The following is a 22144-nucleotide window of genomic DNA, read 5'->3' on the forward strand; positions in this document are numbered from 1 at the left end:
CTCAGCCTTGGCGGTCGGCCAGGATCTGCTGGTACAGCGCGTAGAGCACCTGCTTCACCCCGGCCCCGGTGGCGCCCGAGACCAGCAGCGCCGGCTGGCCCGCCGCGCGCGACAGGGCCTTGAGGCGGGAGGCGGTGGCCTGCGGGGTCATGGCATCCGACTTGTTCAGCGCCACCACCTCCGGCTTCTCGGCCAGGCCGCCGCCATATCCGGCCAGTTCCTCCCGGATCGTGCGATAGGCCGCGGCGGGGTCGGCGGCGGTACCATCCACCAGGTGCAGCAGCACGGCGCAGCGTTCCACATGGCCGAGGAAGCGGGTGCCGAGGCCGGCGCCTTCATGCGCGCCCTCGATCAGGCCGGGGATATCGGCCAGGACGAATTCCAGCGAGCCGTCGCGGGACGGCGTGCCATCCGGGTTCAGCCGCACCACGCCCAGCTGCGGATGCAGCGTGGTGAAGGGATAGTCGGCCACCTTCGGCCGCGCGGCGGAGACGGCGGCCAGGAAGGTGGACTTCCCGGCATTGGGCAGACCCAGCAGCCCGGCATCGGCGATCAGCTTCAGCCGCAGCCAGATGGAGCGTTCCTCGCCCGGCCAGCCCTTGTCGGCGCGGCGGGGGGATCGGTTGGTGGCCGACTTGAAGGCGGCATTGCCATGGCCGCCATCGCCGCCGCGGGCGATGACCACGCGCTGGCCGACCTCGGTCAGGTCCGCCAACAGGGTTTCCTTGTCCTCGTCCAGGATCTGCGTGCCGACCGGCACCTTCATGATGACGTCGTCGGAGCCTGCCCCGGTGCGGTCCTGGCCGGCGCCGTTGCCGCCCTTGCGGGACTTGAAGTGCTGCGCGTAGCGGTAGTCGATCAGCGTGTTCAGGCCGTCCACGGCCTCGATGATCACGTCGCCGCCCTTGCCGCCATTGCCGCCGTCCGGGCCGCCGAATTCGATGTACTTTTCGCGCCGGAAGGCGATGACGCCGTCTCCGCCGTCACCCGCCTTCACATGGACCTTGGCTTCGTCGAGGAATTTCATGCTGTGTCCGGTACCCGGAAACGCGAACGGGGGCCTGCAAGGCCCCCGTCCAAACGCTCGCCAGGAGGCCTGGGCCTTATTCGGCCGCGACGGCCATGGGCGTGATGGAGACCTGCACGCGGCCCTCGGCCTTGCGCTCGAACTTCACATGGCCGTCGACGATCGCATGCAGGGAATGCGTGCGGCCGACGATCACGTTGTTGCCCGGACGCATCTTGGTGCCGCGCTGGGTGACGATGATGTTGCCGGCCTGGACGAACTGGCCGTCCGACCGCTTGACGCCGAGGCGCTTGCCAGCCGAGTCGCGACCGTTGCGCGACGAACCGCCGGCCTTTTTGTGTGCCATGGTGGGGGTTCCTTTCTGTCGCTAGCGGATCAGGCCGCGGCGATGGCGGAGATGCGGAGCACGGTCTGCATCTGGCGATGCCCGTTCTTGCGGCGGCTGTTCTTCCGGCGGCGCTTCTTGAAGATGATCACCTTGTCGCCGCGCGTCTGGCCTTCGACCACGGCGGTGACGGTGGCGCCCGGGACGGTCGGCGCGCCGACGGTCAGGCCGGCATCGGTGCCGAGGGCCAGGACGTCGTGGAAGGTGATGGTGGCGCCGGGCTCGGCCTCGAGCTTCTCGACGGTCAGCACGGCGTCAGGGGTGACGCGGTACTGCTTGCCGCCGGTGCGGATCACTGCATAGGTCATGTTCGCGCTCGGGCTTTCGGAGGTCCGGTGCTGCTGGGCGGGTTCGCCCGGACGATGTTGGTGGTGGTTCGGCCATGACTGACCGCCAGCATCCCCAGGCTATTGGCACCTGGGTGGCCGGAGGGCGCAGCGTATAGCGGGCGGCCGCCGGGTGAGTCAACGCCGTGACGGCACGCCCCGGGTTGCGCCGGGCCGCCGCGCTGATTATAGGGCGCCACCGCCTGCGGAGAGGTGGCGGAGTGGTCGATCGCGTCGGTCTCGAAAACCGAAGTAGGTGCAAGCCTACCGTGGGTTCGAATCCCACCCTCTCCGCCAGTTCCCGTACGAGCCGTGCTCTCCGCCTGACCGACCGCCGCGCTGAGTGGCAGGTTTCCTGGGGTTTCTGGGACAGACCTGCTGACTGCCTCGGCGCGGAGAAGCCCGAAAATCGCTCTCCGGAGGCCAATTCTCTCCGAACCTCCTGACTTGGGCGATCTAGTACGGAACTGGAAAACCCAGGTAAAAGGCCGGTTTCCGCGCGGCCGGCACTCGCTCCGGTTCGAACCCCACTTGCTCAAAATCCGCACTTCGAGAGCTAACACTTTGGTACGGAAGACAGCGCGCTACGTGCGGATCTCATTTTGCCCACTCCGCTGACAACGCCTCGGCCTGCCGGAGCACAGTCTGGACGGCATCGTCTTGAAGATCGGGCGGGTAGCCGTGCTTTCTGAGGATTCGCTTCACCAACACCCGCATCCGCGCCCGGGCGCTTTCTCGGTGGGCCCAATCCACTGACAAATTGCCCTTAAGGCTCACAAGAAGCTCGTGCGCGATTACCTTTAGGGAAGCGTTCCCCATCAGTTCAACGGCGCTCTCGCTCTCGGCCAGTGCGTCATAGAAGGCAATCTCGTCCTGAGACAGGCCTTCATCCTCGCCGCGCCTGCGAGCGGCACGGACTTCCTTGGCGAGGTCAATCAGTTCCTGCAACACCTCGACGGTACTGACCGCGTTAGTGTGATAGCGTGCGATCGCGGCTTCAAGGCGCTCAGAAAAGCGCTTGGTCTCGACGACGTTTGTCTTGCTGCGCGAGCGGATCTCATCGTTCAGCAGCTTCCGCAAAGCCTCAAGCGCGAGGTTCTTCTTTTCGAGCTGTTGAATCTCGGCAAGGAATTCGTCCGACAGGATCGAGATATCCGGCGTTGTGATGCCGGCGGCAGCGAGAATGTCCACAATCTCCGTCGAGATGACCGCGCGATCCAGGATCTGCTGGATGGCGAACTCGCGATCGGCTGCGCTCTTGCCTGCGCCATCAGACGACTTTACTAGCGCGGCGCGTACCGTCTGAAAGAAGCCGACTTCATCACGGATGTCGCGGGACTCATCGCTTGCCGAGGCCAAGGCGAACGCCTTGGAAAGGGCGAGGACGGCATCCTGGTAGCGGCGGTTCTCGCGACGCTTGCCCTCCTCGCTGGTTTCCTTAGCCGCCGCGTCATGCTGGCGCGTCAGAATCCATTCGATCGCCTCAGCAAGCACAATCAGCCGTTCGTGCGGCGTGCCAGCCAATCCCCGATCATAGTCGAAGCCGTGATACATCGCCTTCACAACCTCGTACTTCTCAATAAGCACTGCGACCGCTTCGGCTTCGTCGATTCCGGCTTGGCGCTGGTCTGAGCCAGAATACTGGCCGAGAGCGTTTTTGAGGTTCTGGGCGATGCCGATATAGTCGACTACGAGGCCGGCTGGCTTGTCGCGGAAGACGCGGTTCACGCGGGCAATGGCCTGCATCAATCCGTGGCCCTTCATGGGCTTGTCGATATACATCGTGTGCATTGACGGCGCGTCGAATCCGGTCAGCCACATGTCACGGACGATCACGAGCTTCAGCCCATCCTTCGGGTCCTTCGCGCGCTTGGCCAAGAGATCACGGCTGGCCTTGTTGCCGATGTGCGGCTGCCAACCCTGCGGATCGGCAGCCGAACCGGTCATCACCACCTTAATCGTGCCCGCAGCGTCGTCATCGCTGTGCCAATCAGGCCGAAGCGCGATGATCTGTTTATAGAGCGCCACGCAGATGCGGCGGCTCATGCACACCACCATCGCCTTGCCGTCCATGGCGGCAACGCGATCCTCGAAGTGCCGCACCAAATCGGCGGCGACCATCGCCAGCCGCTTTTCGGAGCCGACGAGCGCCTCGACAGTCGCCCATTTGCGCTTGATGCGCTCCTGCTCCGTCGTTGCCTCGTCTTCGGTCAGCTCCTCGATCTCGGCATCGATTTTAGGCTTCTCTTCGTCGGGAAGCTCAATGCGCGCAAGGCGGCTCTCGTAGTAGATCGGCACTGTGGCGCCGTCTTCTACCGCCCGGCTAATGTCGTAAACGTCGATATATTCGCCGAACACGGCAGGCGTGTTCACGTCATCTTTTTCGATCGGTGTTCCGGTGAACCCAATGAAGGACGCGTTCGGAAGGGCGTCGCGCAGGTACTTCGCGAAGCCATAAGCGATCTCGCCGGTTTTCTGTTCAATCCTTGCCCGGAAGCCATATTGGCTTCTGTGCGCTTCGTCCGCAATTACGACAATGTTCCGGCGATCGGACAACATCGGATAGATCGCTTCGCCAGTCGCGGGCGAGAACTTCTGAATGGTCGTGAAGATCACACCACCCGAGGCCCGGCTGAGCGCCGATTGCAGATCATCCCGACTGTCGGCCTGAATCGGCGTTTGCCGGATCAAATCGCGGCACATCGAAAACGTGCCGAAAAGCTGGTCGTCGAGATCGTTGCGGTCAGTGATGACAACGATCGTCGGATTCTCAAGCTCAGGACGCCGCACGAGCTGCCCGGCATAGAACGCCATCAACAGGCTCTTGCCCGAACCCTGCGTATGCCAGATCACCCCGACTTTTCGGTCGCCCTGAGGTGCCGATGCCTCAACCGTCTTTTCCACAGCGTGCCGTACGGCATGGAACTGATGATAGCCCGCGATAATCTTCGCGAGACCCGAACCCGTTTCGCCGAACACCGTGAAATCGTGCAGCAGATCAAGCAGGCGGCGGCGATCAAAAATTCCTTCGATCAGGATATTGAGTTCCGGTTGGCCCCTCGCCGCGATGACTTTGCCGTCCGTGGTGCGCCAGGGCATGAAGCGCTCTTGATCGGCGGTCAGCGAGCCTACGCGCGCTGTGATACCGTCCGAGGTGACTAGGACGGCGTTCGTCCGAAAGAGCGAGGGGGTTTGCGCCTTATAAGTCTGAAGCTGGTTATGCGCGCCCGCAAGCGTGGCGCTTTCACCGCCAGGCGCCTTGAGCTCGATCACGCCGAGCGGTAAGCCGTTGATGAAGACAACGATATCCGGCCGCCGGTTGATGCTGCCTTCAATCACAGTGAACTGGCCCGTCGCCAGCCAGTCGTTCGCGGCAAGATCGTCGAAGTCGATCAGGCGAACCTTGTCACCGCGGATCGTTCCGTCATCTCTATAGAACTCGACATCGACGCCTTCGACCATCAGCTTGTGCAGGCGACGGTTCTCCTCAACCAGCGACGGCTTCTCGGTGGCCAGCACCTTCCTCAGGGCATCGCCGCGTGCCTCTGACGGGATCGCCGGATTGAGCCTTTCGATGGCAGCTTTTAGGCGTTTGATGAGTACGACATCGTCATAGGCTTCCCGTTCGGGCGCCTTTCCGTCCGGGCCGATCTCCGCGTCGGTGGCGACCGTATAGCCAAGGCCTGAAAGATCATCGAGCACTACCTGCTCAACAGCGGCTTCTGAGAGATATGCCATCAGGCAACCCTCCAAATGGGCTCGAAACTGGCGAAGACGCTTAACTCCTTAATCATGGAAGCCTCCCTCCATGAGCGAGATGAGCAGATCCTCAATCGCCTGGTCATGGTTTTCGGGCGGGTACCAAATCGGATGAATATCCGCTTGTCCGAGCTCAGTTCGCCGGGCTTCGCGGTCCGTCCCCTCAGTCAGCGGTAGGAAAGCGAAATGCCGAGGGGTCTCGACGACCGCGGCCTGCTTTATCTCGCGGAGTGCATGAACGGTTCGATCGACCGACAGACTACACCCAAGAAAAAGTAGACTCGTATTGGCAATCAATAGCTTAAAGATCTCTCGGTATTTCCCGCCGTCCCCATAGCAGGCCGTATATTCAGCGCCAGTAAGAACGCGGCCTTGAGCGCTATCAGCTTCACCATGGAGCCGAAGAAGGCAATGGGGTTCGTCCGCCAGCCTTCGAGGCGCCTCATTCAGCCGATTCCCAGCAAACTCGTCCCTGAGACGGCAGTCAGAAGCCTCATAAACACGGTTCAGGACATAGTCGAAATTCGTTGTCAGGCAGCCACGCCTGAAGATCTGCGGGAGCAGTTGAACTGGTCCCTTCAAGGTCTTGATACGAGAACCGAACGCATTCTGGACCGCCTCCGCGAAGACATCGGGTCCCATACGATCGAGCACGAGCTGCGCCGCTACCTCGTATTCATATGCTGCCAAGTGTGCGCCGACCTGATCGGCAATTGCGGGATAGTCGGCGGTCAGCCCACCGAGAAAAGTGCCCCACAACGGAAAGCCTGTCGGTCGCGAAAGGCCAGCGCCAACGAAAGGAATGACGCTTTGTCGTTCGAGCTGCGTATGCAGCCGATTGAAACGGTCAAGACAATTGAGCCGCTCGAGGAACTCCCGGGCGCGGTCTTTCGCTTCTGCCTTTTGGTCAGTCACCCAATCAAGAAAATGAACCTCGTAGTCATTCGGGGCCATGGTCTGCAAAACTTCAGCAGGTGTCCACTCGAACGCACGGACCCGAACGAGGCCTTCATCATTGAGCTCTTCCACGAAGCGCTGACGGAAATACTCCACGCTGAACCCCCGTCAAACGAGCGCTGTGGCGTCACTGACGCGGACCTCGCCAGACATGAGCTTTGGAAGGAGAAGGTCCCGGGTGGCGGCTAGCGTCGAAGCCTCCGTGTCGTTTTGCTCAATTTTGAGCATCAAGGGGACAATTATATCCTTAAAATTACTAACTGTATTTTCGCCGGGCCAGACAATTAGCATATTCCCAACGTCGGTGTTCGAGACAAAAGGCTGCGCAGCGCCCTTCTTTATGATTTCGATATCAGCGTGTCGTAGCGACTGAAACAACCACTCCCCGGAAACCCCTTGAAATTGCGAGATGAGCGACGCGTTATTGTTTATCCAAGCTTTGCCGCGATGAGAGAAAAACTGACCGCAGTATGCACCTACACGGCCCACTGAGATTACAAAGCCTTCGGCATTGTGCTTCTCCGTGAAGCCCATGAAGCCGGCGCCCCCGAACACCGGTATCGTGCCGACAGAAGTGATACGCTCCTTCTCGAGTTGCTTTCCCCCTCGCAATTCCGCGAAGTCTCCAACCGGACGAAGCTCCCACCCCTCCGGCTTGCCTTTATCGTCGAGGCGGTCGGGGAAGAGAGACCAGATGTCCGCCGCGAGGTATCGCACGCGGCCGTCCATCTTGGCGCGGGTCGGGCCGAAATCGACGAACCAATCCTTGAAGATCGCCCGAGCGGTTGCTTCCAGCGTCTCGTTCATCCGCCGGTTCAACTCGATCTTGTCATCGAGCGCGCCGAGGACGTTGGCGATGGCCTCCTGTTCCCGCTTGGTCGGAAGGTCGATCTGGATTTTGGAGAGGTCCTTTACCGTGAGATAGGGCAGTGCGCTTCCAGACGAAATGAGGTTGAAGTCGATCGTGGAGAGCAGATAGTAGAACCAGACGGGATCGACTTGAGATGCGGGTACCGCCGACATCATGTTATTGTCGAGGGCTGTGGGTCGAACCAGTCTCCGGCGTCGGTTGTAAGTAAGAGCAATCCCTATTTTAGCAAATATGACGGCGTTTTTTGGATGAAGACGATAATGATGTGCCTGCTCGTCTGAGATCCAGTTGTTGGCGCGAGAGATATAAATCTCATTGCCAACGAGATTCATGTCGCTCACTTTGATAAATGGGTGATCGCCAACAGTTCTGCCCTGATCATCAAGACCAAATGCGTCTCCAGCCTGGAAACGGCAGATTGCTCCGAGCGCCGTTTGAGCCCACGCGTCAGCCATCGGAAATCCTTCCGAGGGCAGCTCTGATATCAGCACCCATTCGCTCTGATTTGATGAGTTGCTCGTCAAGAATGGAACGAAGGGCCGCCAAGCGTTCGGCAATGGGCACTTCGTCATCTTCGAGGTCTTGGGCTCCGACATAGCGCCCCGGCGCCAGCACGTAGCCGTGGGACTTGATTTCCTCCAGCTTTGCAGACTTGCAGAACCCGGGCACGTCTTGATAGGCGCCCGCTTCGCGTTCGCCGCGCCAAGCGTGATAGGCATGTGTGATCTTCTCGATGTCGGCGTCGGAGAATTCTTTGCGTGTGCGATCCACCATGTGGCCGAGCTTGCGCGCGTCGATGAATAGGATCTCGCCCCGTCGATCCCGCAACTTCGCATTGCGGGCGACGCCGTTCGACTTGTCCCGTGCCAGAAACCAGAGGCAGACCGGAATCTGTGTCGAGTAGAATAGCTGGCCAGGAAGCGCGACCATGCAATCGACCACGCCGGGCGCGCCGTTTACGCCCTCGATCAGCGCCCGACGGATTTCACCTTCGCTGTTCTGGGTTGAGGACAACGAGCCGTTCGCGAGCACCACGCCCGCCACGCCGGAAGGCGAGAGGTGGTGCACGATATGCTGCACCCACGCGAAGTTGGCGTTACCGGCCGGCGGGATGCCGTATTTCCAGCGCACATCCTCGCGCAGCCGGTCGCCGCCCCAATCGGAAATGTTGAAGGGTGGGTTGGCGAGGATGAAATCCGCCTTCAGGTCGCGCAGCTCGTCTTTGTGGAAGCTGCCTTCGCTGTTCCATTTGATCTCGGCGTCGATGCCGCGCACCGCGAGGTTCATTTTGCACAGCCGCCACGTCGTGTAGTTCGATTCCTGTCCATAGACGGCGATGTCGCCGATCCGGCCTTCGTGCTCCAACGCGAACTTCTCAGACTGCACGAACATGCCGCCCGATCCACAGCAGGGGTCGTAGACCCGGCCCTTGTAAGGCTCGATCATCTCAACCATCACCCGCACGACCGAGCGCGGCGTATAGAATTCGCCGCCGCGCTTGCCTTCGGAACCCGCGAACTGTCCCAGGAAATACTCATAGACGCGGCCCAGCACGTCGCGCGCCTCGCCCCGCTCGCGCCCTAGCGTGATGCCCGAGATGAGGTCGATCAGCTCGCCCAGCATCACCGCGTTGAGCGCGGGGCGCGCGTAGTCCTTCGGCAGCACGCCCTTCAGGTTGTCGTTGTCTTTCTCGATAGCGATCATCGCCTCGTCGATCAGCTTGCCAATCGAGGGCTGCTTGGCACTCGCCTGAAGGTTGGACCAGCGCGCGGTCGGCGGCACCCAAAACACGTTTTCGGCGGCGTATTCGTCACGGTCTTCCGCGCCTTCCGGGTAATCCGCCAGCAGCATCGCGCGCTTCGCCTCGAAGCTGTCGGAGATGTGCTTCAGGAAGATCAGCCCGAGCGCGACGTGCTTGTAGTCGGACGGCTCCATGTTGCCGCGAAGCTTGTCGGCCGTCTTGAAGAGCTCAGCCTCGAAGCCGAGGTCGCCGCCCTTGCCGTTGCCGTTCGGGCCCGCGGGCCTTTCGCGCGTCGGCGCCGGCGCGGCCTCTGCGACGGGTAATCCTGCAGCGCCGGCAAGCGACACTGAGCCGCCACGGCCGCGCCCAGGTGTGACTCGTCCATCGGCAATGAGCGCGCTTTTCACGGTATCATAGGTCGCCTCATCCCAGGCGAGGGCTTCTCGCAAACGACCGTTGCCGGCGGAGCCCCCTAGCTCGGCCAAGGCTGTCAGGAATCTATCTCTCGTCTCGGAGTCCATTACTGGCTGCCCTTCAAATTTTCGTCTGTCGGTGAAGGCAAATTCTTCTCGTCAACAGCCTGCAATTTTAGTCGCTCGAACTCCTCGATCGCCATCACTACGACGAACGGTCTGTCGTACTTGGTGACCGCAACCGGTGCGAGGCGTGCGGCATCGATCAGCTCACCGAAGTGGTTCTTGGCCTGGGCCGATGAGAACATTCTCATACCGAGTCTTGCTCCTGCGAATTGCAGTGTTGGCCAAGATGGACATACACGCAACCTCGGAACGATGATTTGGCCTGGACAATCGCTCCCCGCGCACGAGCTCACTGGTCTGCCTTGCCCACTCCCCCGGAAACGGCTCCATCAGCCCCGGCAGCGTCATCCCCTCGGGCTACCGCCCATCAAGGACCGCCTCAACGATGTCCGGCGCCAGCAGCGTGAGGCGGAGCTGCCGCGAGACATAGGACGAGTTGATCTTCTCGGCCGCCGCCAGTTCGTCGATCGTGCCGTAGCGACCCGTTTCGCGCCGCCGCCCTCCCGTCGCTCGAGCCGCACCGGGTGTCATGGGACGGTTGCGGCTTCGTTTCAGCCGGCAGCAACCGGCCGATAGCTGCCGGGCAGCTTTCCGAAGAGCAAACTCAGATAACTGTCATTCGGCTGATCTCCATCAGGGAGGGGCTGCCTCCGATTCACCATGCTGATCAACGCGCGGCCAAGACCCATCCGTTTAGATCGACGGAATTGTCCCAGGGTGCGATGTTCTCGCGCGGCGGGGGTAGAGGGACGGTGGGGTGAAGGTTAAGAGGCTTATCATTTCGAACTTCCGTGGGATCGCCCACGGTATGGTCACCTTCTCTGGGCATACCCTGCTGGTTGGTGGGAACAACGTCGGCAAGTCCACTGTCTGCGAGGCACTTGATCTCGTTCTGGGGCCGGAGCGGCTGTATCGGCGCCCGGTCGTCGATGAACACGACTTCCACTGCGGGCGTTACAAGGGCAAGGACGGCACCCCAATAGTGATCCGCATTGAGGCGGTCTTGACCGACCTGTCGCCAGAGGCGGAGCTGCGATTCTTTCGCCACCTGCGTCGCTGGGACATCTCCAAGAGCGACTTTGCTGACGAGGGCGATGGGGGCCCTGGGGCCGGTGACGGGCCACTAATCACTTGGGCGCTGCCCTTGGTCTTCCTCGGCCGATACGACAAGGATGAAGATGACTTTGTCGGCAACACCTTCTTCGACCATCCCATCGAGCCGCCTGACGACGATGATGAGACGCTGGAGGTCGCCCTGGGCACCGGGCGCCGGATCTTCGGTCGGGAGCATAAGCGGCTATGTGGCTTTGTGTTCCTTCGCACCCTCCGGACCGGTTCCCGCGCTCTCAGCCTGCAGCGAGGCTCTCTCTTGGACACCGTCCTCCGCCTGGGCGGCACGGGTCTCGCCGATATGTGGCAGGACACGCTCGACCGCCTGCAGGACCTGAAACCCTCCATCGGAGAAGTCGCCCAGCTGAAGCAGGTGCGGGCAGACATCCGCAGGCGGATGGCGCGCTTTGTGAACCTCGCGCCCGGTGAAGATGCGACCAGCTTCTTCGCCTCGGAGCTGACGCGCGAGAACCTCCGCGAGGTGGTGAAGCTCTTTATCGCGGCCGAGCCGATCGGCTACGCGGTGCCGTTTGCGCGGCTCGGCACCGGGTCCGTCAACCTGCTGGTGTTCGCGCTTCTGACGGTGATCGCCGAACTCAAGGAGAAGGGCTCCGTGATCTTCGCCATGGAGGAGCCCGAGATTGCCCTGCCGCCCCACACGCAGCGGCGGGTAAGCCAGTTCGTGCTAGCCGAGATGGGACAGGCCATCGTCACTTCCCATTCGCCCTATGTCATTGAGCAGTTCGAGCCGAAGGACATCGTGATCCTCGACCGGCAAAACGATGGCGCGCTGACCGGCGCCCCCATCGACCTGGGGACATTTAAACCAAAGGCCTTCAAGACAGAACGCCGTCAGTTCGCCGAATCCATTCTCAGCCGGGCCGTCCTCGTGGTGGAGGGATCGACGGAAACCGCGCTCTTCGCGGAGGCGTCCACGATCATGGAAACCTCATTGGGCGCCGACGCCTACGCCCACTTCGATCTTGCCGGCGTCAGCCTATTCAATGCAGGCAGCGAGACCGCTGTCCCGAAGTACGGGCCCGTGTTCAAAGCCATGGGAAAGCCGGTCTTCGGCGTCTGCGACAAGCCCAACAAGCCATTGACCGTCGACGCTATCGCGCAGTTGGGCGACTACACCCAGCACTGGACCTTGCCGCACAAGGGGATCGAAGCGCTTCTGGTAGAGGAAACGGCAAGCGCCGTGCACGTGCGCTTCCTAACCGAGGTCGAGGGTCGCTCTGATTACCCGACGCCCCTCGGGAAATATGACGCGCTGTTTGACACGGCCGCCAAGGCCAAGGACCTCGCGCTGGAGGTGCTGAAAGCCCGGAAGGGTGATGCATTCGGCTACGCTGCGATCTTCGTTCGCGCGTGTGAAACCGCGGACCAGCTTCCCAAGACGATCCGCGATATATTGGAAGCCATTCACAATGCCTTGGCACCGCCGGACGAGGGCGACGCCGGCGGGGACGGTTTGACCATGCTGTTCGGAGATGTCACCTGAAGCTGGAGCTGGATGCCAAGCGGGTGTCGATACTGGCCGCTGAAGGGCATCTCCTGGTGAAGGGAGGGCCAGGTGCTGGCAAGACAACGATCGCGCTTCTCAAGGCCCAGGCGTTGCTGTCGACGCTCGGAGCTGCCCAGGAGGTGCTCTTCCTGAGCTTCTCCAGAGCGGCCGTACGCGCCGTCTTGGTCCGATGCAAAACGATCCTCAAGGCGGCGGAGCGAAAGCAGATCGAAGTCCAGACCTACCACTCGTTCTGTCTGGAGCTGCTGAAGTCGCATGGGCGGCTGCTGACCGGCAAACCCACCTCGATCCGCTACCCGGATGAAGAACGCCTTCAGAAGGCGGCGTTCGACGGTGACTGGGCCGACGAGGCGGGGCGCCTAGCCCGCGAACAGGCCCTTTTCGGCTTCGACCAGTTCGCCGGCGCGGCGGCTGACCTGGTCGAAGGCTGCGCCGCTTTGCGCCGATTGATCGGCCGTAAGTATCCATTGATCATCGTCGACGAGTTCCAGGACACCGACGACGACCAGTGGCGGCTCGTGGCCGCCCTGTCGAAGGTCACGACCATCTTCTGCCTTGCCGACCCTGACCAGAGCATTTTCCAGTACCAGTCGAAGGTGGACCCACTACGGATCGAAAGGGCCATCGCCTTCTTGAAGCCGACGGTCACCGATTTGGCAGGTGATAACCACCGCAGCCCCAACAGCGGCATCCTCAAGTTTGCGGACGCCGTGCTGCACGACACCGCCTTGCCGAAGCCGTGCCCGGAAGTCGCCCAAATCAACTACCCGCCGCGGATGTTCTCGACAATGACCCATGCCGCTGTGATCTGGATGTTCGGACAGCTCGCCAAGCAGGGGATCGAAAATCCTAGCATCGCTGTCCTTTGCCGGAGCAACGCCCTGGTGTCCGACATCTCGACGATCCTAAGCGAGGAGCACGTCTACAAGACGTCTACCCTGAAACCGGTCGGTCACGAGGTGGTTTGGGACGCCGAGCTTTCGGCGGCGGCCGCCGTTGTCCTCGCCTCGATCTTGGAATGGCCCAGGACGCCGCCGGCTGAAAGCGCCGCCGCCACCATGCGGGCAGCGGCGGCCTATTGCCGGCTTAAGGCAGCCATCGACAACACGCAGACAGCCAAGGCCGCCGCAAAGGGCTTTGACGAAGCCGCTGAGGCAGCGCTCGCGGGGCGCCCATTGCGGAATAAGTTCGGTAAGGAAATCTCGGCAGCGGCGGCGGTCGGTGTCGGCTTGCTAGGGGATCCGGTGGTAGACTGGCGAGCCGCGCGCGCCGTCCTGGCGACCATCCCCGTCCTGGAAGATGTAGTGAGACAAGTCCGCCTGGTCCGATTGTTCCGGGCGACGGATGCGCTTGGCCGGGGCCTGTCCAGCATGTGGGTCAACACGGGAACCTACCAGGGCGCGACCATCTTCGTGAAGAAGACCCTCGATCAGGAGCGGCTGATGTCTGCCGAATTGGAACCGCAGGGCGTCCTGGTGATGAACATCCACAAGTCCAAAGGGAAGGAGTTCGACGGCGTTATCCTGGTAGAGGGCCAGTTCAAGTCCCACTTTTTCGACTTGGCTCGCGACCCTCCACCATCGCCACATGCCCGCCGCCTGCTTCGTGTCGCCATCACGCGCGCTCGCCGCCGAGTCGCGATCATTAGAGCGTCTGGCACGTACCCGCCCCTCGCGCCCGCCTAGCCAGGCGCGGGCCGGTTCCGCTTGCTGCAGGCCTAGCTAGCTTCGGCTAGGACTCAAACTTTTTTCGCAAGATAATGGGGCTTAACTGTTGCCCCCAATCCACCGGAAACGGTTCCATCAGCCCCGGCAGCGTCATCCCCTCCGGCTGGTGCCCGTCCAGGATCGCCTCGACGAGGTCGGGGGATAGCAGCGTCAGCCGCAGCAGGCGCGAGACATAGGACGAGTTGATCTTCTCGGCCGCCGCCAGTTCGTTGATTGTGGCGAAGCGCCCGGTCTCCATCATCCGCCGCCACCGGAACGCCCGGGCCAGCGCCTTTACCAGCGTGGTGTCCGCAGCCGAGGCGCCGCGGGGCGCCATTCCACTCGGCGTCAGTACCAACTTCCGCCCGCCCCACTGCTTCCTAACCGCCAGCGGCACCCGCACGGTCAGCATCTGCGCGGCGCCGGTCACGCTGCGGTCCTCGCTGGTTCGGCCGACTGCGCGGCAAGGTCCCGCGCCAGGCTCGCCAGTCCCTCCAGCTTCAGCCGCACGTCGGCGCCGCCAATGCCGATGTCCACCCGGTCAACCAGCAGGCGGATGATCCGCGCCTGCTCGGCGGGGAAGAGCTCCTCCCAAAGCGGGTCCAGCCGCTCCAGCGCCAGCCGAGCCTCGTCCTCGGTCATGTCCGGTGCCGACGCCCGTGCCGCGCGCCAGGCGCCCAGCACCACCTCCGGTTGGCGCAGCAGTCCCCGGACCTGGGCGATGACCACGCCCTCGATCTCCGCGGCGGAGATGCGCGCTATGGCCGGACCGTCTGCCGCGCTGCCCTTCAGCACCGACTGGCTGACATAGTAACGGTACTGTTGGCCGCGGCGCCCCCGCGCGTGGGTGGGCGACATGGCGCGCCCGTCGCTGCCGAAGATCAGCCCGCGCAGGAGCGAAGGCGTCTGGCAGCGGGTGCGGTTGGCGCGTGTCTTTGGGCTGATCGCCAGCAGGGCGTGCGCCGCATCCCACATCGCCTGGGGCACGATGGCAGCATGCTCGCCGGGATGCGACTTCCCCTTGTGCATCGCCTCACCGAGATAGGTGCGGTTGCTCAGCACCCGATAGACGTCGCTCTTGGTGAAGGCGCGGCCGCGCTTCGTGGTGGCGCCCTCGGCACGCAGCGCCTGGACCAGCTTCGTACCGGATTCCGTCTCGACGAAGCCTTCGAAGATCCGCCGCACCAGCGCTGCCTCGGCCTCGTTCACCAGCAGCTTGCGATCCTTGGCGTCGTAGCCGAGCGGCACGAAGCCGCCCATCCAGATTCCGCGCGCCCGGGACGCCGCCACCTTGTCGCGGATGCGCTCGCCAATGACCTCGCGCTCGAACTGCGCGAAGCTGAGCAGGATGTTCAGCGTGAGGCGACCCATGCTGGTGGTCGTGTTGAACGACTGCGTGACGGAGACGAAGGTCACGCTGTTCGCGTCGAACACCTCCACCAGCTTGGCGAAGTCCATCAGCGCGCGTGACAGCCGGTCGATCTTGTAGACCACCACCACATCGATTAGCCCGCGCTCGATGTCGGCCAGGAGGCGCCGCAGCGCCGGCCGTTCCAGCGTGCCGCCGGACACGCCGCCATCGTCGTAGCGATCCGGTACCAACACCCAACCTTCCGACCGCTGGCTGGTGATGTAGGCCTCGCAGGCCTCGCGCTGGGCGTCGAGGGAGTTAAACTCCATGTCGAGCCCTTCCTCGCTCGACTTCCGCGTGTACACGGCGGCGCGGATCTTCCGAATCGTGGCCGGGATCGCGATGTCGGCGGCGGGCTTGCGCTTCATGCCGTGCCCCTCCGGTTCTTCAGGCCAAAGAACAGCCAGCCATTCCAGCGCGTGCCGGTGATGGCGCGCGCGATGGAGGAGAGCGACTGGTAGGGGCGCCCCTGATACTCGTAGCCGTCAGGCAGCACGGTGACGCTGTGCTCGACGCCCTGGTACTCGCGGATCAGCCGCGTGCCGGTGATCGGCTTGTCGTCGCCGCGGATGCGCCGAAGGACGGGATTGCCCCCGTCGAGCTGTTCTCCCAGGGCCTCGAGGCGCTGGATCGTCTCGGGCTTCAGCCCGCCATAGGCCAGTTCCTGGATGCGGTAGGCTAGGCGACTTTCCAGGAAGCGCCGGTTGTAGGGCGGCGGCTCGGCCGCGAAGAGCTCCCGCCATTGCTGCTTCAGGTCCGGCGTGCCGGTGGTCTTCAGGGCTGCCAGGCGCCCGAGCACGTCGGCCGGTGGAATGGCGGGGATGATCCGCGCCGGCGGGGTTCCGGCTTTCGACTTGGTGGCGCGTGTCATGCGGGTCTCCGGTTGGTCCGGTTCGCATGCAGGCGCTGGGGGCCCGGGAAGTGTAGGCCACGTTCTCCCCGGTCAGCAGCCTCGCGCGCAGCTTCCTCGGCAGCGCGGCTCCGCAGCCGCAGCAGGCCGGCGGCCAGGATGCTGCAGACCTCGCGGAGGTGCGGCGGGAGGTGGGGATTGGCCAAAGGGCGGAGGGGTTCACTTGCCACCCCCACCATCTACCCAGGCACGCGGGAATCCGTCTCACGGGGTGCAGATTCGATTCGACAGACGCACGCGTGGGTTGATAGAACGAAAAATGAACATCATCGGGCGAGAGCATGGCCAGGGACCTCAAGAAGTTTGTCAATCCGAAGTTCTTGAAGACCGTCAATCTCGGCCTGTTCCGGCGGCTATTTGAGCGGCAGCCTGAGGCATTGCGCGGCTTCGACTTGGCTGACTTCGACGGTGACGAAGCGGAAGTCCGGGATCGGCTGAAGGTCTTCTTCGAAGGTACCGAGGATGCGTTGCCGCGCGGCATCGTGGCAGACCTCCACCACGTCGCTGAGCTCGGCACTGAGAACGGCATGCACTTGCTTCAGGAGCGTGCCACCGCCCGCGACATCAACATCGCCGCGCCGCTCGATCCGGATGGCAACCCAATCCCGCTCGATCCGAAGCACTTCGCCCTTCTTGCGTTTCTGGACCACCGCCCCGTCTTCGATGCCGCATCGGACATGCTGGCCCGCCAGGCCCGATCCTCCCTGGCCGAGTATGTCGGTCTTGATGAAGGGATCGAGCCGCGCCTCGATGACGACTCACGGGCGGCGTTCGAGGCCGCGGCCGCCGAGATGTTCCAGCGCGACCACCGCGGCGCCTTCTGTCGCGTGGGGTGGTACGAAGACGGCGACCAGACAGTCCTGGTCGTCACCCACGGGGCGCCTGTGGCCGTCGTACCGGTGATCACTGGAGACCAAGAGGACGTCATCAGCTATCGCAGCGTCGAATATGCCGTGCTTGCCTACAATGTGGGCACTGGGCGCATGGGTGTCGGCGGCGTCCGGAAGGCGCTGCGGGCGGAGCTGGCTGAGTTCTTCGCTGTGCATATGCTCAGGCGCCCAGGCTTCTTTGCCGGCGAGGACTGCCAGGACCTCTACACGCTGGAGCGCATCGAGAACGTGGGCTTCGGCTTCCGGGTGAACCACGCCTTCGATGCAGGCATCCAGCAGGTGGACATCGTCGAAGTGCAGATCGACCGCATCGGCACAGACCCCCGCAGCGGCGAGGTGGCGGTCGAAGCGCAGAACGTGACCCGGGACTTTCGTGGCAATGCGCTGACCCGGCTCAATGAATTCGGCGATCGGATCTCGTTCAGCACGGGCCGCTACCGGATCGGGCACATCATCATCCGCATCCACTTCGGAGATGGCCGTAGCCGTGCGTCTCGTGTGACCGTCAAAATCAAGCCGCCCTCCCTCGCCGTGTTCAAGCGGCAGCGCTTCGAGGCGCGGGTCATGGAGCTTCTTCGCCGGAATGGATTCTGCCGTGAACGACAGCCTGCCGAAGCTGCTGCTGCGGCGGAGTGAGGGAGGGCACGGCGCCGTTCTGTGGGGGCATGAGGCACAGCCGCATTTCGGCAGGGCGTTCGACCGCCTGCTGGCCGAAGGCCTACTGACGGAACGCGCGCCGGCGACAACCTGGCCACCTTGTTCGACCTGCGAAGGCCGCTGTGAGGGGCGGGATATCGTGGTCATCGGCGATCTGCTGGTCGCCGAATGCCCCGAGGATCACCGCTGCAACAGCACCCTGGCGCCAAACCTGATCCGCAGCTTCGAGATCGACGCGGCCGTACTGTGCCGCCTGATTGCTGCTGCGTCTGGCCTCTCCGGTGATCTGGCGACGGTAACGGATGGCGTCTGGGATCTCGGACGCCTGCCGAGTGGGCGATCGGTGATGCTGGCGCTCGATCCGATGGCCGCGGCCGACCCGCGGCTCGTGACCCTGATCCGCACCAGGGTGGAGCCAAATCAAACGACGCTCCTCCTGCCGGGCGCCGTCCCAGAATTGCAGCGTCAGCATCTCGCCGAGGCCGGGCTGCGCATCATGATGACGATGGAGGCGCTCGGTGATGCAGGATTCGCGCTGGATCCAGCCGCGCTCGCGCCGAGCATGCCGGGGAAGGTGCGCCTCAATATAGGCCGCGCCGGACGAACGGTGGCTCTGGATCGCCGACCACGGCAATTGGGCGACCAACCGCTCCGGCTGCTGGTGAAACTGGCGGAGGCGGCGCAACGCCATGGCGGGTTCGTCGAAACCCATGAACTCGACCGCGCAATCTACGGAGACCAGATTCGCCCCGCCGCGCGGGAGCCGCGGGACATCATTCGCCTTTTGAAGGATGGGCTGGCCGCGGGCCTGGAAGGTGCCGAAGCCAAAGCCGCACGCGACCTCATCGAGGGCAAACGACAGCCCAGCCGCTATCGCCTGGCGCTGATGCCCGAGGAAATCGACATCCGCCCCTGAATTCGGCGGCGCTCGACCATCCCACGTTAGACCCACGCTGCTCCCACCAAGCGCGCCTCGCCCATCGGCATCGTCCGCCCATCGCCACTCGATGGACAGGACCAGACGATGCCCTTCACCCCCACCCGCGCCGAAACCCATGCCCTGCAGCGCAGCGCCGACCGCGTCGCCCTGCGCATCATCCGCACCTGCCGCATTCCGCGCCATGAGCAGGAAGATCTCCGTCAGGACCTGCTGACGGACCTCTTCGCCCGATTGAAGGGCTTCGATCCGGCCCGCGGCGACCTCGGCGCCTTCGCCGCCGCCTGCTTCGACCACCGCGCCATCCGCCTCACCGAGCGCATCCTGCGCGGTCGCGCCACCATGGCGCCGATCTCGCTCGACGACCCGCAGCCCGGCGGCGAGGGCCCGACCATCGGCGACAGCGTCGCCGAGGCGGATGGCTACGGCGCCTGGCTTGGCCAGCCGACCGACGCCTTCGCGGTCGTCGAGCGCCGCATCGACCTCGACCGCGCGCTGGGCACCCTGCCGGCCGAGACACTCCCCCTCTGCGCCGAACTGACCGAGCGCTCCCCGCACGAGCTGGCCAAGGCCAGCCCGACGTCGCGCGCCACCCTCTACCGCCACCTGCGCGAGCTGCGGCTCCGCCTGCTCGTCGCCGGCATCCCGGCGGCGGCGTGAGACGGATTTGCGGGAGGCTGGGTAATACTCAACATGGACAGCACGATCACTGGCTTCCGCTCTGCGGAGCCGCCACTCACCGAGACGATGTTCTGCGCCTGGTTCGGCTCCGCCATGCCTGGTGACCGCATCGTCTATCACCGCGGCTTCCTGGCGGTCGACGGCTCGCCGCTCACCTCGACCGTGCCGGACGCCGAGCGTCGCGCTCTTCTGCGCGTCGCCGAACGCGCCCTGCAGCTGGCCGAGGACGGGTTGGTGCACCTCGTCCAGCGCCGCATGGGCGAAAGCGATTTCACCTACCTCGCCATCGCCCGCCCGTGCGCCCGAAGCCGCACCGGCACGCTGGCCTCGGTCCTGGCGGCGGCCAAGCCGACGAGCGTCGCCGCGTGATGGCGCCCACCCCTGATCCGGGCGCCGCGCGCGGCACCCACTCCAACACATCCAACCAGGAGAACGGCATGACGCCGCGGACCCCGCTTGACCACCTGCGTGAGAAACTCTGGCTGAAGATGCTGCCCGACAGCATCGACGTGCCGACCGGCCCGGGCGGCAGCCCGGTCATCACCAAGCCGATCGCGCAGGCGACGGTGGACGACGTGGCCTTCGCCGCCGAGGCGCTGTTTCGCCAGTCGGTCGCGCTGCATCGCAAGGCCGACGCGCTGCGGCAGATTCACGACCTGGCGCGCCGCGCCGGCGCAGTCGGCACGGTCAATGCGACGGCCGCCGCCGCCCGCATCGTGGACAGCGTGGAATGAGCGCCCCCTTCGCGCAGGCGCCGGGGCGCGGCTTCCGGATCATCACCGCCGACGAACGGCAGGCCGAGCCACGCGGCGTCAAGGCCTGCATCTTCGGGGGCAGCGGCCAGGGAAAGACCAGCCTGCTCTGGACCCTGCTGGCCAGCACCACGCTCTTCATGGACCTGGAGGCGGGCGACCTCGCGGTCGAGGGGTGGGGCGGCGACACGATCCGCCCGCGCACGTGGCAGGAGTGCCGCGACTTCGCCGCTTTCATCGGCGGGCCCAACCCGGCGCTGCGCGACGACCAGCCCTATTCCCCTGCGCACTACGCCGCCGTCTGCGAGCAGTTCGGCGATCCGGCGCTGCTCGCCCGCTACGAAACGGTGTTCATCGACAGCATCACCGTCGCTGGCCGGCTCTGCTTCCAGTGGTGCCGCGGCCAGCCCGAAGCCTTCGCGGAAAAGACCGGCAAGCCCGACATCCGCGGCGCCTACGGTCTGCACGGGCGCGAGATGATCGCCTGGCTGACCCATCTGCAGCACACGCGCGGCAAGAACATCATCTTCGTCGGGATCCTCGACGAGAAGCTCGACGACTTCAATCGCAAGGTCTTCGTGCCGCAGATCGACGGCAGCAAGACCGGCCTCGAGCTGCCCGGCATCGTCGATGAGGTGCTCACGCTGGCGGCGATCAAAGACGAGGCCGGCGCGCTCCGCCGCTCTTTGATCTGCCAGACGCTGAATCCCTGGGGCTATCCCGCGAAGGACCGCAGCGGCCGGCTCGACCTGGTCGAAGAGCCGCATCTCGGCCGGCTGTTCGAGAAGATCCGAGGCCCTGCCCGCCCCGTCGCCGAACGTCTCGCACTGCCTCCGCCGCCGCTCGCGCTGGCCGCCCCATCCGACACCCCGAACACCTGATCCGAGGAGATCCCGCATGGCTTCCTGGAACGACTACAACGACGCCTCGCAGAACCCGAACCTGGTCCCCAAGGGCACCATCGCCAAGGTTCGCCTCACCATCCGCCCCGGCGGCTTCGACGACCCGAGCCAGGGCTGGACGGGAGGCTACGCCACGCGCGGCAGCACCGGCGCCGTCTATCTGAACGGCGAGTTCACCGTGCTGGAGGGCCCCTACGCGAAGCGGAAGATCTTCACGCTGATCGGCCTCTACAGCCCGAAGGGTCCGGACTGGGGCAACATGGGCCGCAGCTTCGTGCGCGGCATGCTGAACTCGGCCCGCGGCATCTCCGACAAGGATGCCTCGCCCCAGGCCCAGGCCGCGCGCCGCATCGGCGGCTTCGCGGACCTCGAGGGGCTGGAGTTTCTCGCCAAGATCGACACGGGCACCGACGCCAACGGCGAGGCGAAGAACGAAATCCGCATGGCGGTGACGCCCGACCACCGGGCCTACGCCGCCGCCATGGGGGCGCACGCAGCTGCCCCCGGGCCCGCCTACGCGCCGCCGGCGCAGTCCTACGCCCCGCCGCCCGCGGCCCCGACGCCGGGCGCCTTCCCTGCCGCCGTGCCGCGCAGCCCGCCGGCGGCTGGTGCCGACAATCGCCCAGCCTGGGCGCGCTGAGGGAGGGCAGTACCAGCATGCTGCTCCGCCCCCGCCAGAAACTCTTCGTCGAGCGCAGCCTCCGTGCGCTCGGCGAGCACGGCAACACTCTCGGCGTCGCCCCGACCGGCGCCGGCAAGACCATCATGCTGTCGGCGGCGGTGGGCGAGCATATCGGCAGCAGCGCCGCGAAGGCCGCGGTCCTCGCGCATCGGGATGAGCTCACGGCGCAGAACCTGGCGAAGTTCCGCCGCGTGAACCCGAGCATCAGCACCTCGGTGGTGGATGCCGGCCAGAAATCCTGGGGCGGCCAGGCTACCTTCGCCATGGTGCCGACGCTGACCCGCCAGGCGAACCTCGAGGCGATGCCGGCGCTGGACCTGCTGGTGATCGACGAGGCGCACCACGCCGTCGCGGACAGCTATCGCCGCATCAT

General features: G+C 64.3%; 22 protein-coding genes and 1 tRNA gene. 11 read left to right on the forward strand and 12 right to left on the reverse strand.

The window, feature by feature from the left end:
• Position 1 precedes the first annotated feature (1 nt).
• The 3 genes from obgE to rplU all read right to left on the reverse strand — a co-directional run bounded on the left by obgE (position 2) and on the right by rplU (position 1720).
• Entirely contained in the window at positions 2-1027 is a 1026-nt protein-coding gene (gene obgE / locus J3S20_RS06040) for a GTPase ObgE (protein WP_216835342.1), read from the reverse strand.
• A gap of 76 nt (positions 1028-1103) precedes the next feature.
• Positions 1104-1373 carry a 50S ribosomal protein L27 gene (gene rpmA, locus J3S20_RS06045; RefSeq protein ID WP_216835343.1) on the reverse strand — a complete coding sequence of 90 codons (270 nt, stop codon included), beginning with the start codon at positions 1371-1373 and terminating at the stop codon, positions 1104-1106.
• A gap of 29 nt (positions 1374-1402) precedes the next feature.
• Entirely contained in the window at positions 1403-1720 is a 318-nt protein-coding gene (gene rplU / locus J3S20_RS06050; protein ID WP_216835344.1) for a 50S ribosomal protein L21, read from the reverse strand.
• A gap of 225 nt (positions 1721-1945) precedes the next feature.
• Between rplU and J3S20_RS06055 the strand changes: the two genes are divergently transcribed.
• A tRNA-Ser gene (locus tag J3S20_RS06055) sits at positions 1946-2035 on the forward strand.
• A 300-nt stretch (positions 2036-2335) separates the two neighbouring features.
• Here the strand turns inward: J3S20_RS06055 and J3S20_RS06060 are convergent.
• From J3S20_RS06060 to J3S20_RS06085, 6 genes are all read right to left on the reverse strand, one after another.
• Positions 2336-5476 (reverse strand): type I restriction endonuclease subunit R, encoded by a 3141-nt coding sequence (locus J3S20_RS06060; RefSeq protein WP_216835345.1) that lies wholly within the window; start codon positions 5474-5476, stop codon positions 2336-2338.
• A 48-nt stretch (positions 5477-5524) separates the two neighbouring features.
• On the reverse strand, positions 5525-6550 hold the full coding sequence (locus J3S20_RS31070; protein WP_216835346.1) for an SIR2 family protein: 1026 nt from the start codon (positions 6548-6550) through the stop codon (positions 5525-5527).
• Between the two features lie 12 nt (positions 6551-6562).
• On the reverse strand, positions 6563-7780 hold the full coding sequence (locus J3S20_RS06070) for a restriction endonuclease subunit S (RefSeq protein WP_216835347.1): 1218 nt from the start codon (positions 7778-7780) through the stop codon (positions 6563-6565).
• Positions 7773-9551, reverse strand: a complete 1779-nt coding sequence (locus J3S20_RS06075; protein ID WP_343215167.1) for a class I SAM-dependent DNA methyltransferase — start codon at positions 9549-9551, stop codon at positions 7773-7775. Before J3S20_RS06075 ends, J3S20_RS06070 begins: the two co-directional genes overlap by 8 nt.
• A 35-nt stretch (positions 9552-9586) precedes the next feature.
• Entirely contained in the window at positions 9587-9793 is a 207-nt protein-coding gene (locus J3S20_RS06080) for a type II toxin-antitoxin system prevent-host-death family antitoxin (RefSeq protein ID WP_216835348.1), read from the reverse strand.
• A gap of 169 nt (positions 9794-9962) precedes the next feature.
• A complete protein-coding gene (locus tag J3S20_RS06085; protein ID WP_216835349.1) occupies positions 9963-10136 on the reverse strand; it encodes a hypothetical protein in 174 nt (57 codons plus the stop codon).
• Positions 10137-10362: 226 nt separating this feature from the next.
• On the opposite strand from J3S20_RS06085, the gene J3S20_RS31075 reads away from it, so the two are divergent.
• Entirely contained in the window at positions 10363-12219 is a 1857-nt protein-coding gene (locus J3S20_RS31075; RefSeq protein WP_343215168.1) for an ATP-dependent nuclease, read from the forward strand.
• 23 nt (positions 12220-12242) lie between these two features.
• Complete coding sequence (locus tag J3S20_RS06095; protein WP_343215169.1) at positions 12243-13928, forward strand: ATP-dependent helicase; 1686 nt, start codon at positions 12243-12245, stop codon at positions 13926-13928.
• Positions 13929-13974: 46 nt separating this feature from the next.
• On the opposite strand, the gene J3S20_RS06100 is transcribed toward J3S20_RS06095, so the two are convergent.
• From J3S20_RS06100 to J3S20_RS06110, 3 genes are read right to left on the reverse strand one after another with little or no spacing between them, the layout of a single operon-like run.
• Positions 13975-14379, reverse strand: coding sequence for a hypothetical protein (locus J3S20_RS06100; RefSeq protein ID WP_343215170.1), 405 nt, complete (start codon positions 14377-14379; stop codon positions 13975-13977).
• A complete protein-coding gene (locus J3S20_RS06105) occupies positions 14376-15728 on the reverse strand; it encodes a recombinase family protein (RefSeq protein ID WP_216835351.1) in 1353 nt (450 codons plus the stop codon). Before J3S20_RS06105 ends, J3S20_RS06100 begins: the two co-directional genes overlap by 4 nt.
• On the reverse strand, positions 15725-16231 hold the full coding sequence (locus J3S20_RS06110; protein WP_216835352.1) for a DUF2924 domain-containing protein: 507 nt from the start codon (positions 16229-16231) through the stop codon (positions 15725-15727). Before J3S20_RS06110 ends, J3S20_RS06105 begins: the two co-directional genes overlap by 4 nt.
• A gap of 320 nt (positions 16232-16551) precedes the next feature.
• Between J3S20_RS06110 and J3S20_RS06115 the strand changes: the two genes are divergently transcribed.
• The 8 genes from J3S20_RS06115 to J3S20_RS06150 form a co-directional block, all read left to right on the forward strand.
• Positions 16552-17796 carry a hypothetical protein gene (locus J3S20_RS06115; protein WP_216835353.1) on the forward strand — a complete coding sequence of 415 codons (1245 nt, stop codon included), beginning with the start codon at positions 16552-16554 and terminating at the stop codon, positions 17794-17796.
• Complete coding sequence (locus tag J3S20_RS06120; protein WP_216835354.1) at positions 17756-18733, forward strand: hypothetical protein; 978 nt, start codon at positions 17756-17758, stop codon at positions 18731-18733. Before J3S20_RS06115 ends, J3S20_RS06120 begins: the two co-directional genes overlap by 41 nt.
• A gap of 108 nt (positions 18734-18841) precedes the next feature.
• Entirely contained in the window at positions 18842-19414 is a 573-nt protein-coding gene (locus J3S20_RS06125) for a sigma factor (protein WP_216835355.1), read from the forward strand.
• 33 nt (positions 19415-19447) lie between these two features.
• A complete protein-coding gene (locus J3S20_RS06130; protein WP_216835356.1) occupies positions 19448-19804 on the forward strand; it encodes a hypothetical protein in 357 nt (118 codons plus the stop codon).
• Positions 19801-20169: a hypothetical protein gene (locus J3S20_RS06135; protein ID WP_216835357.1), complete on the forward strand. Its 369-nt coding sequence runs from the start codon at positions 19801-19803 to the stop codon at positions 20167-20169. Before J3S20_RS06130 ends, J3S20_RS06135 begins: the two co-directional genes overlap by 4 nt.
• The gene (locus J3S20_RS06140) at positions 20166-21068 is read left to right on the forward strand and encodes an ATP-binding protein (RefSeq protein WP_216835358.1); all 903 of its coding nucleotides are present in this window, start codon (positions 20166-20168) and stop codon (positions 21066-21068) included. Before J3S20_RS06135 ends, J3S20_RS06140 begins: the two co-directional genes overlap by 4 nt.
• A 16-nt stretch (positions 21069-21084) precedes the next feature.
• Positions 21085-21729 (forward strand): hypothetical protein, encoded by a 645-nt coding sequence (locus J3S20_RS06145; RefSeq protein ID WP_216835359.1) that lies wholly within the window; start codon positions 21085-21087, stop codon positions 21727-21729.
• Positions 21730-21746: 17 nt separating this feature from the next.
• On the forward strand, positions 21747-22144 hold a 398-nt coding region (locus J3S20_RS06150), incomplete at its 3' end, for a DEAD/DEAH box helicase (protein WP_216835360.1).

The sequence above is a fragment of the Falsiroseomonas tokyonensis genome, from assembly GCF_019024325.1.
Lineage (GTDB): Bacteria > Pseudomonadota > Alphaproteobacteria > Acetobacterales > Acetobacteraceae > Falsiroseomonas > Falsiroseomonas tokyonensis.

Bases quoted from the DNA above. Each gene is read 5' to 3' on its own strand.
- rplU (WP_216835344.1), bottom strand. From the start codon at position 1,720: ATGACCTATGCAGTGATCCGCACCGGCGGCAAGCAGTACCGCGTCACC.
- J3S20_RS06060 (WP_216835345.1), bottom strand. From the start codon at position 5,476: ATGGCATATCTCTCAGAAGCCGCTGTTGAGCAGGTAGTGCTCGATGAT.
- obgE (WP_216835342.1), bottom strand. From the start codon at position 1,027: ATGAAATTCCTCGACGAAGCCAAGGTCCATGTGAAGGCGGGTGACGGC.
- J3S20_RS06125 (WP_216835355.1), top strand. From the start codon at position 18,842: ATGCCCTTCACCCCCACCCGCGCCGAAACCCATGCCCTGCAGCGCAGC.
- J3S20_RS06110 (WP_216835352.1), bottom strand. From the start codon at position 16,231: ATGACACGCGCCACCAAGTCGAAAGCCGGAACCCCGCCGGCGCGGATC.
- J3S20_RS06130 (WP_216835356.1), top strand. From the start codon at position 19,448: ATGGACAGCACGATCACTGGCTTCCGCTCTGCGGAGCCGCCACTCACC.
- J3S20_RS06145 (WP_216835359.1), top strand. From the start codon at position 21,085: ATGGCTTCCTGGAACGACTACAACGACGCCTCGCAGAACCCGAACCTG.
- J3S20_RS06140 (WP_216835358.1), top strand. From the start codon at position 20,166: ATGAGCGCCCCCTTCGCGCAGGCGCCGGGGCGCGGCTTCCGGATCATC.
- rpmA (WP_216835343.1), bottom strand. From the start codon at position 1,373: ATGGCACACAAAAAGGCCGGCGGTTCGTCGCGCAACGGTCGCGACTCG.
- J3S20_RS06105 (WP_216835351.1), bottom strand. From the start codon at position 15,728: ATGAAGCGCAAGCCCGCCGCCGACATCGCGATCCCGGCCACGATTCGG.
- J3S20_RS06115 (WP_216835353.1), top strand. From the start codon at position 16,552: ATGGCCAGGGACCTCAAGAAGTTTGTCAATCCGAAGTTCTTGAAGACC.
- J3S20_RS06070 (WP_216835347.1), bottom strand. From the start codon at position 7,780: ATGGCTGACGCGTGGGCTCAAACGGCGCTCGGAGCAATCTGCCGTTTC.
- J3S20_RS06085 (WP_216835349.1), bottom strand. From the start codon at position 10,136: ATGACACCCGGTGCGGCTCGAGCGACGGGAGGGCGGCGGCGCGAAACG.
- J3S20_RS06080 (WP_216835348.1), bottom strand. From the start codon at position 9,793: ATGAGAATGTTCTCATCGGCCCAGGCCAAGAACCACTTCGGTGAGCTG.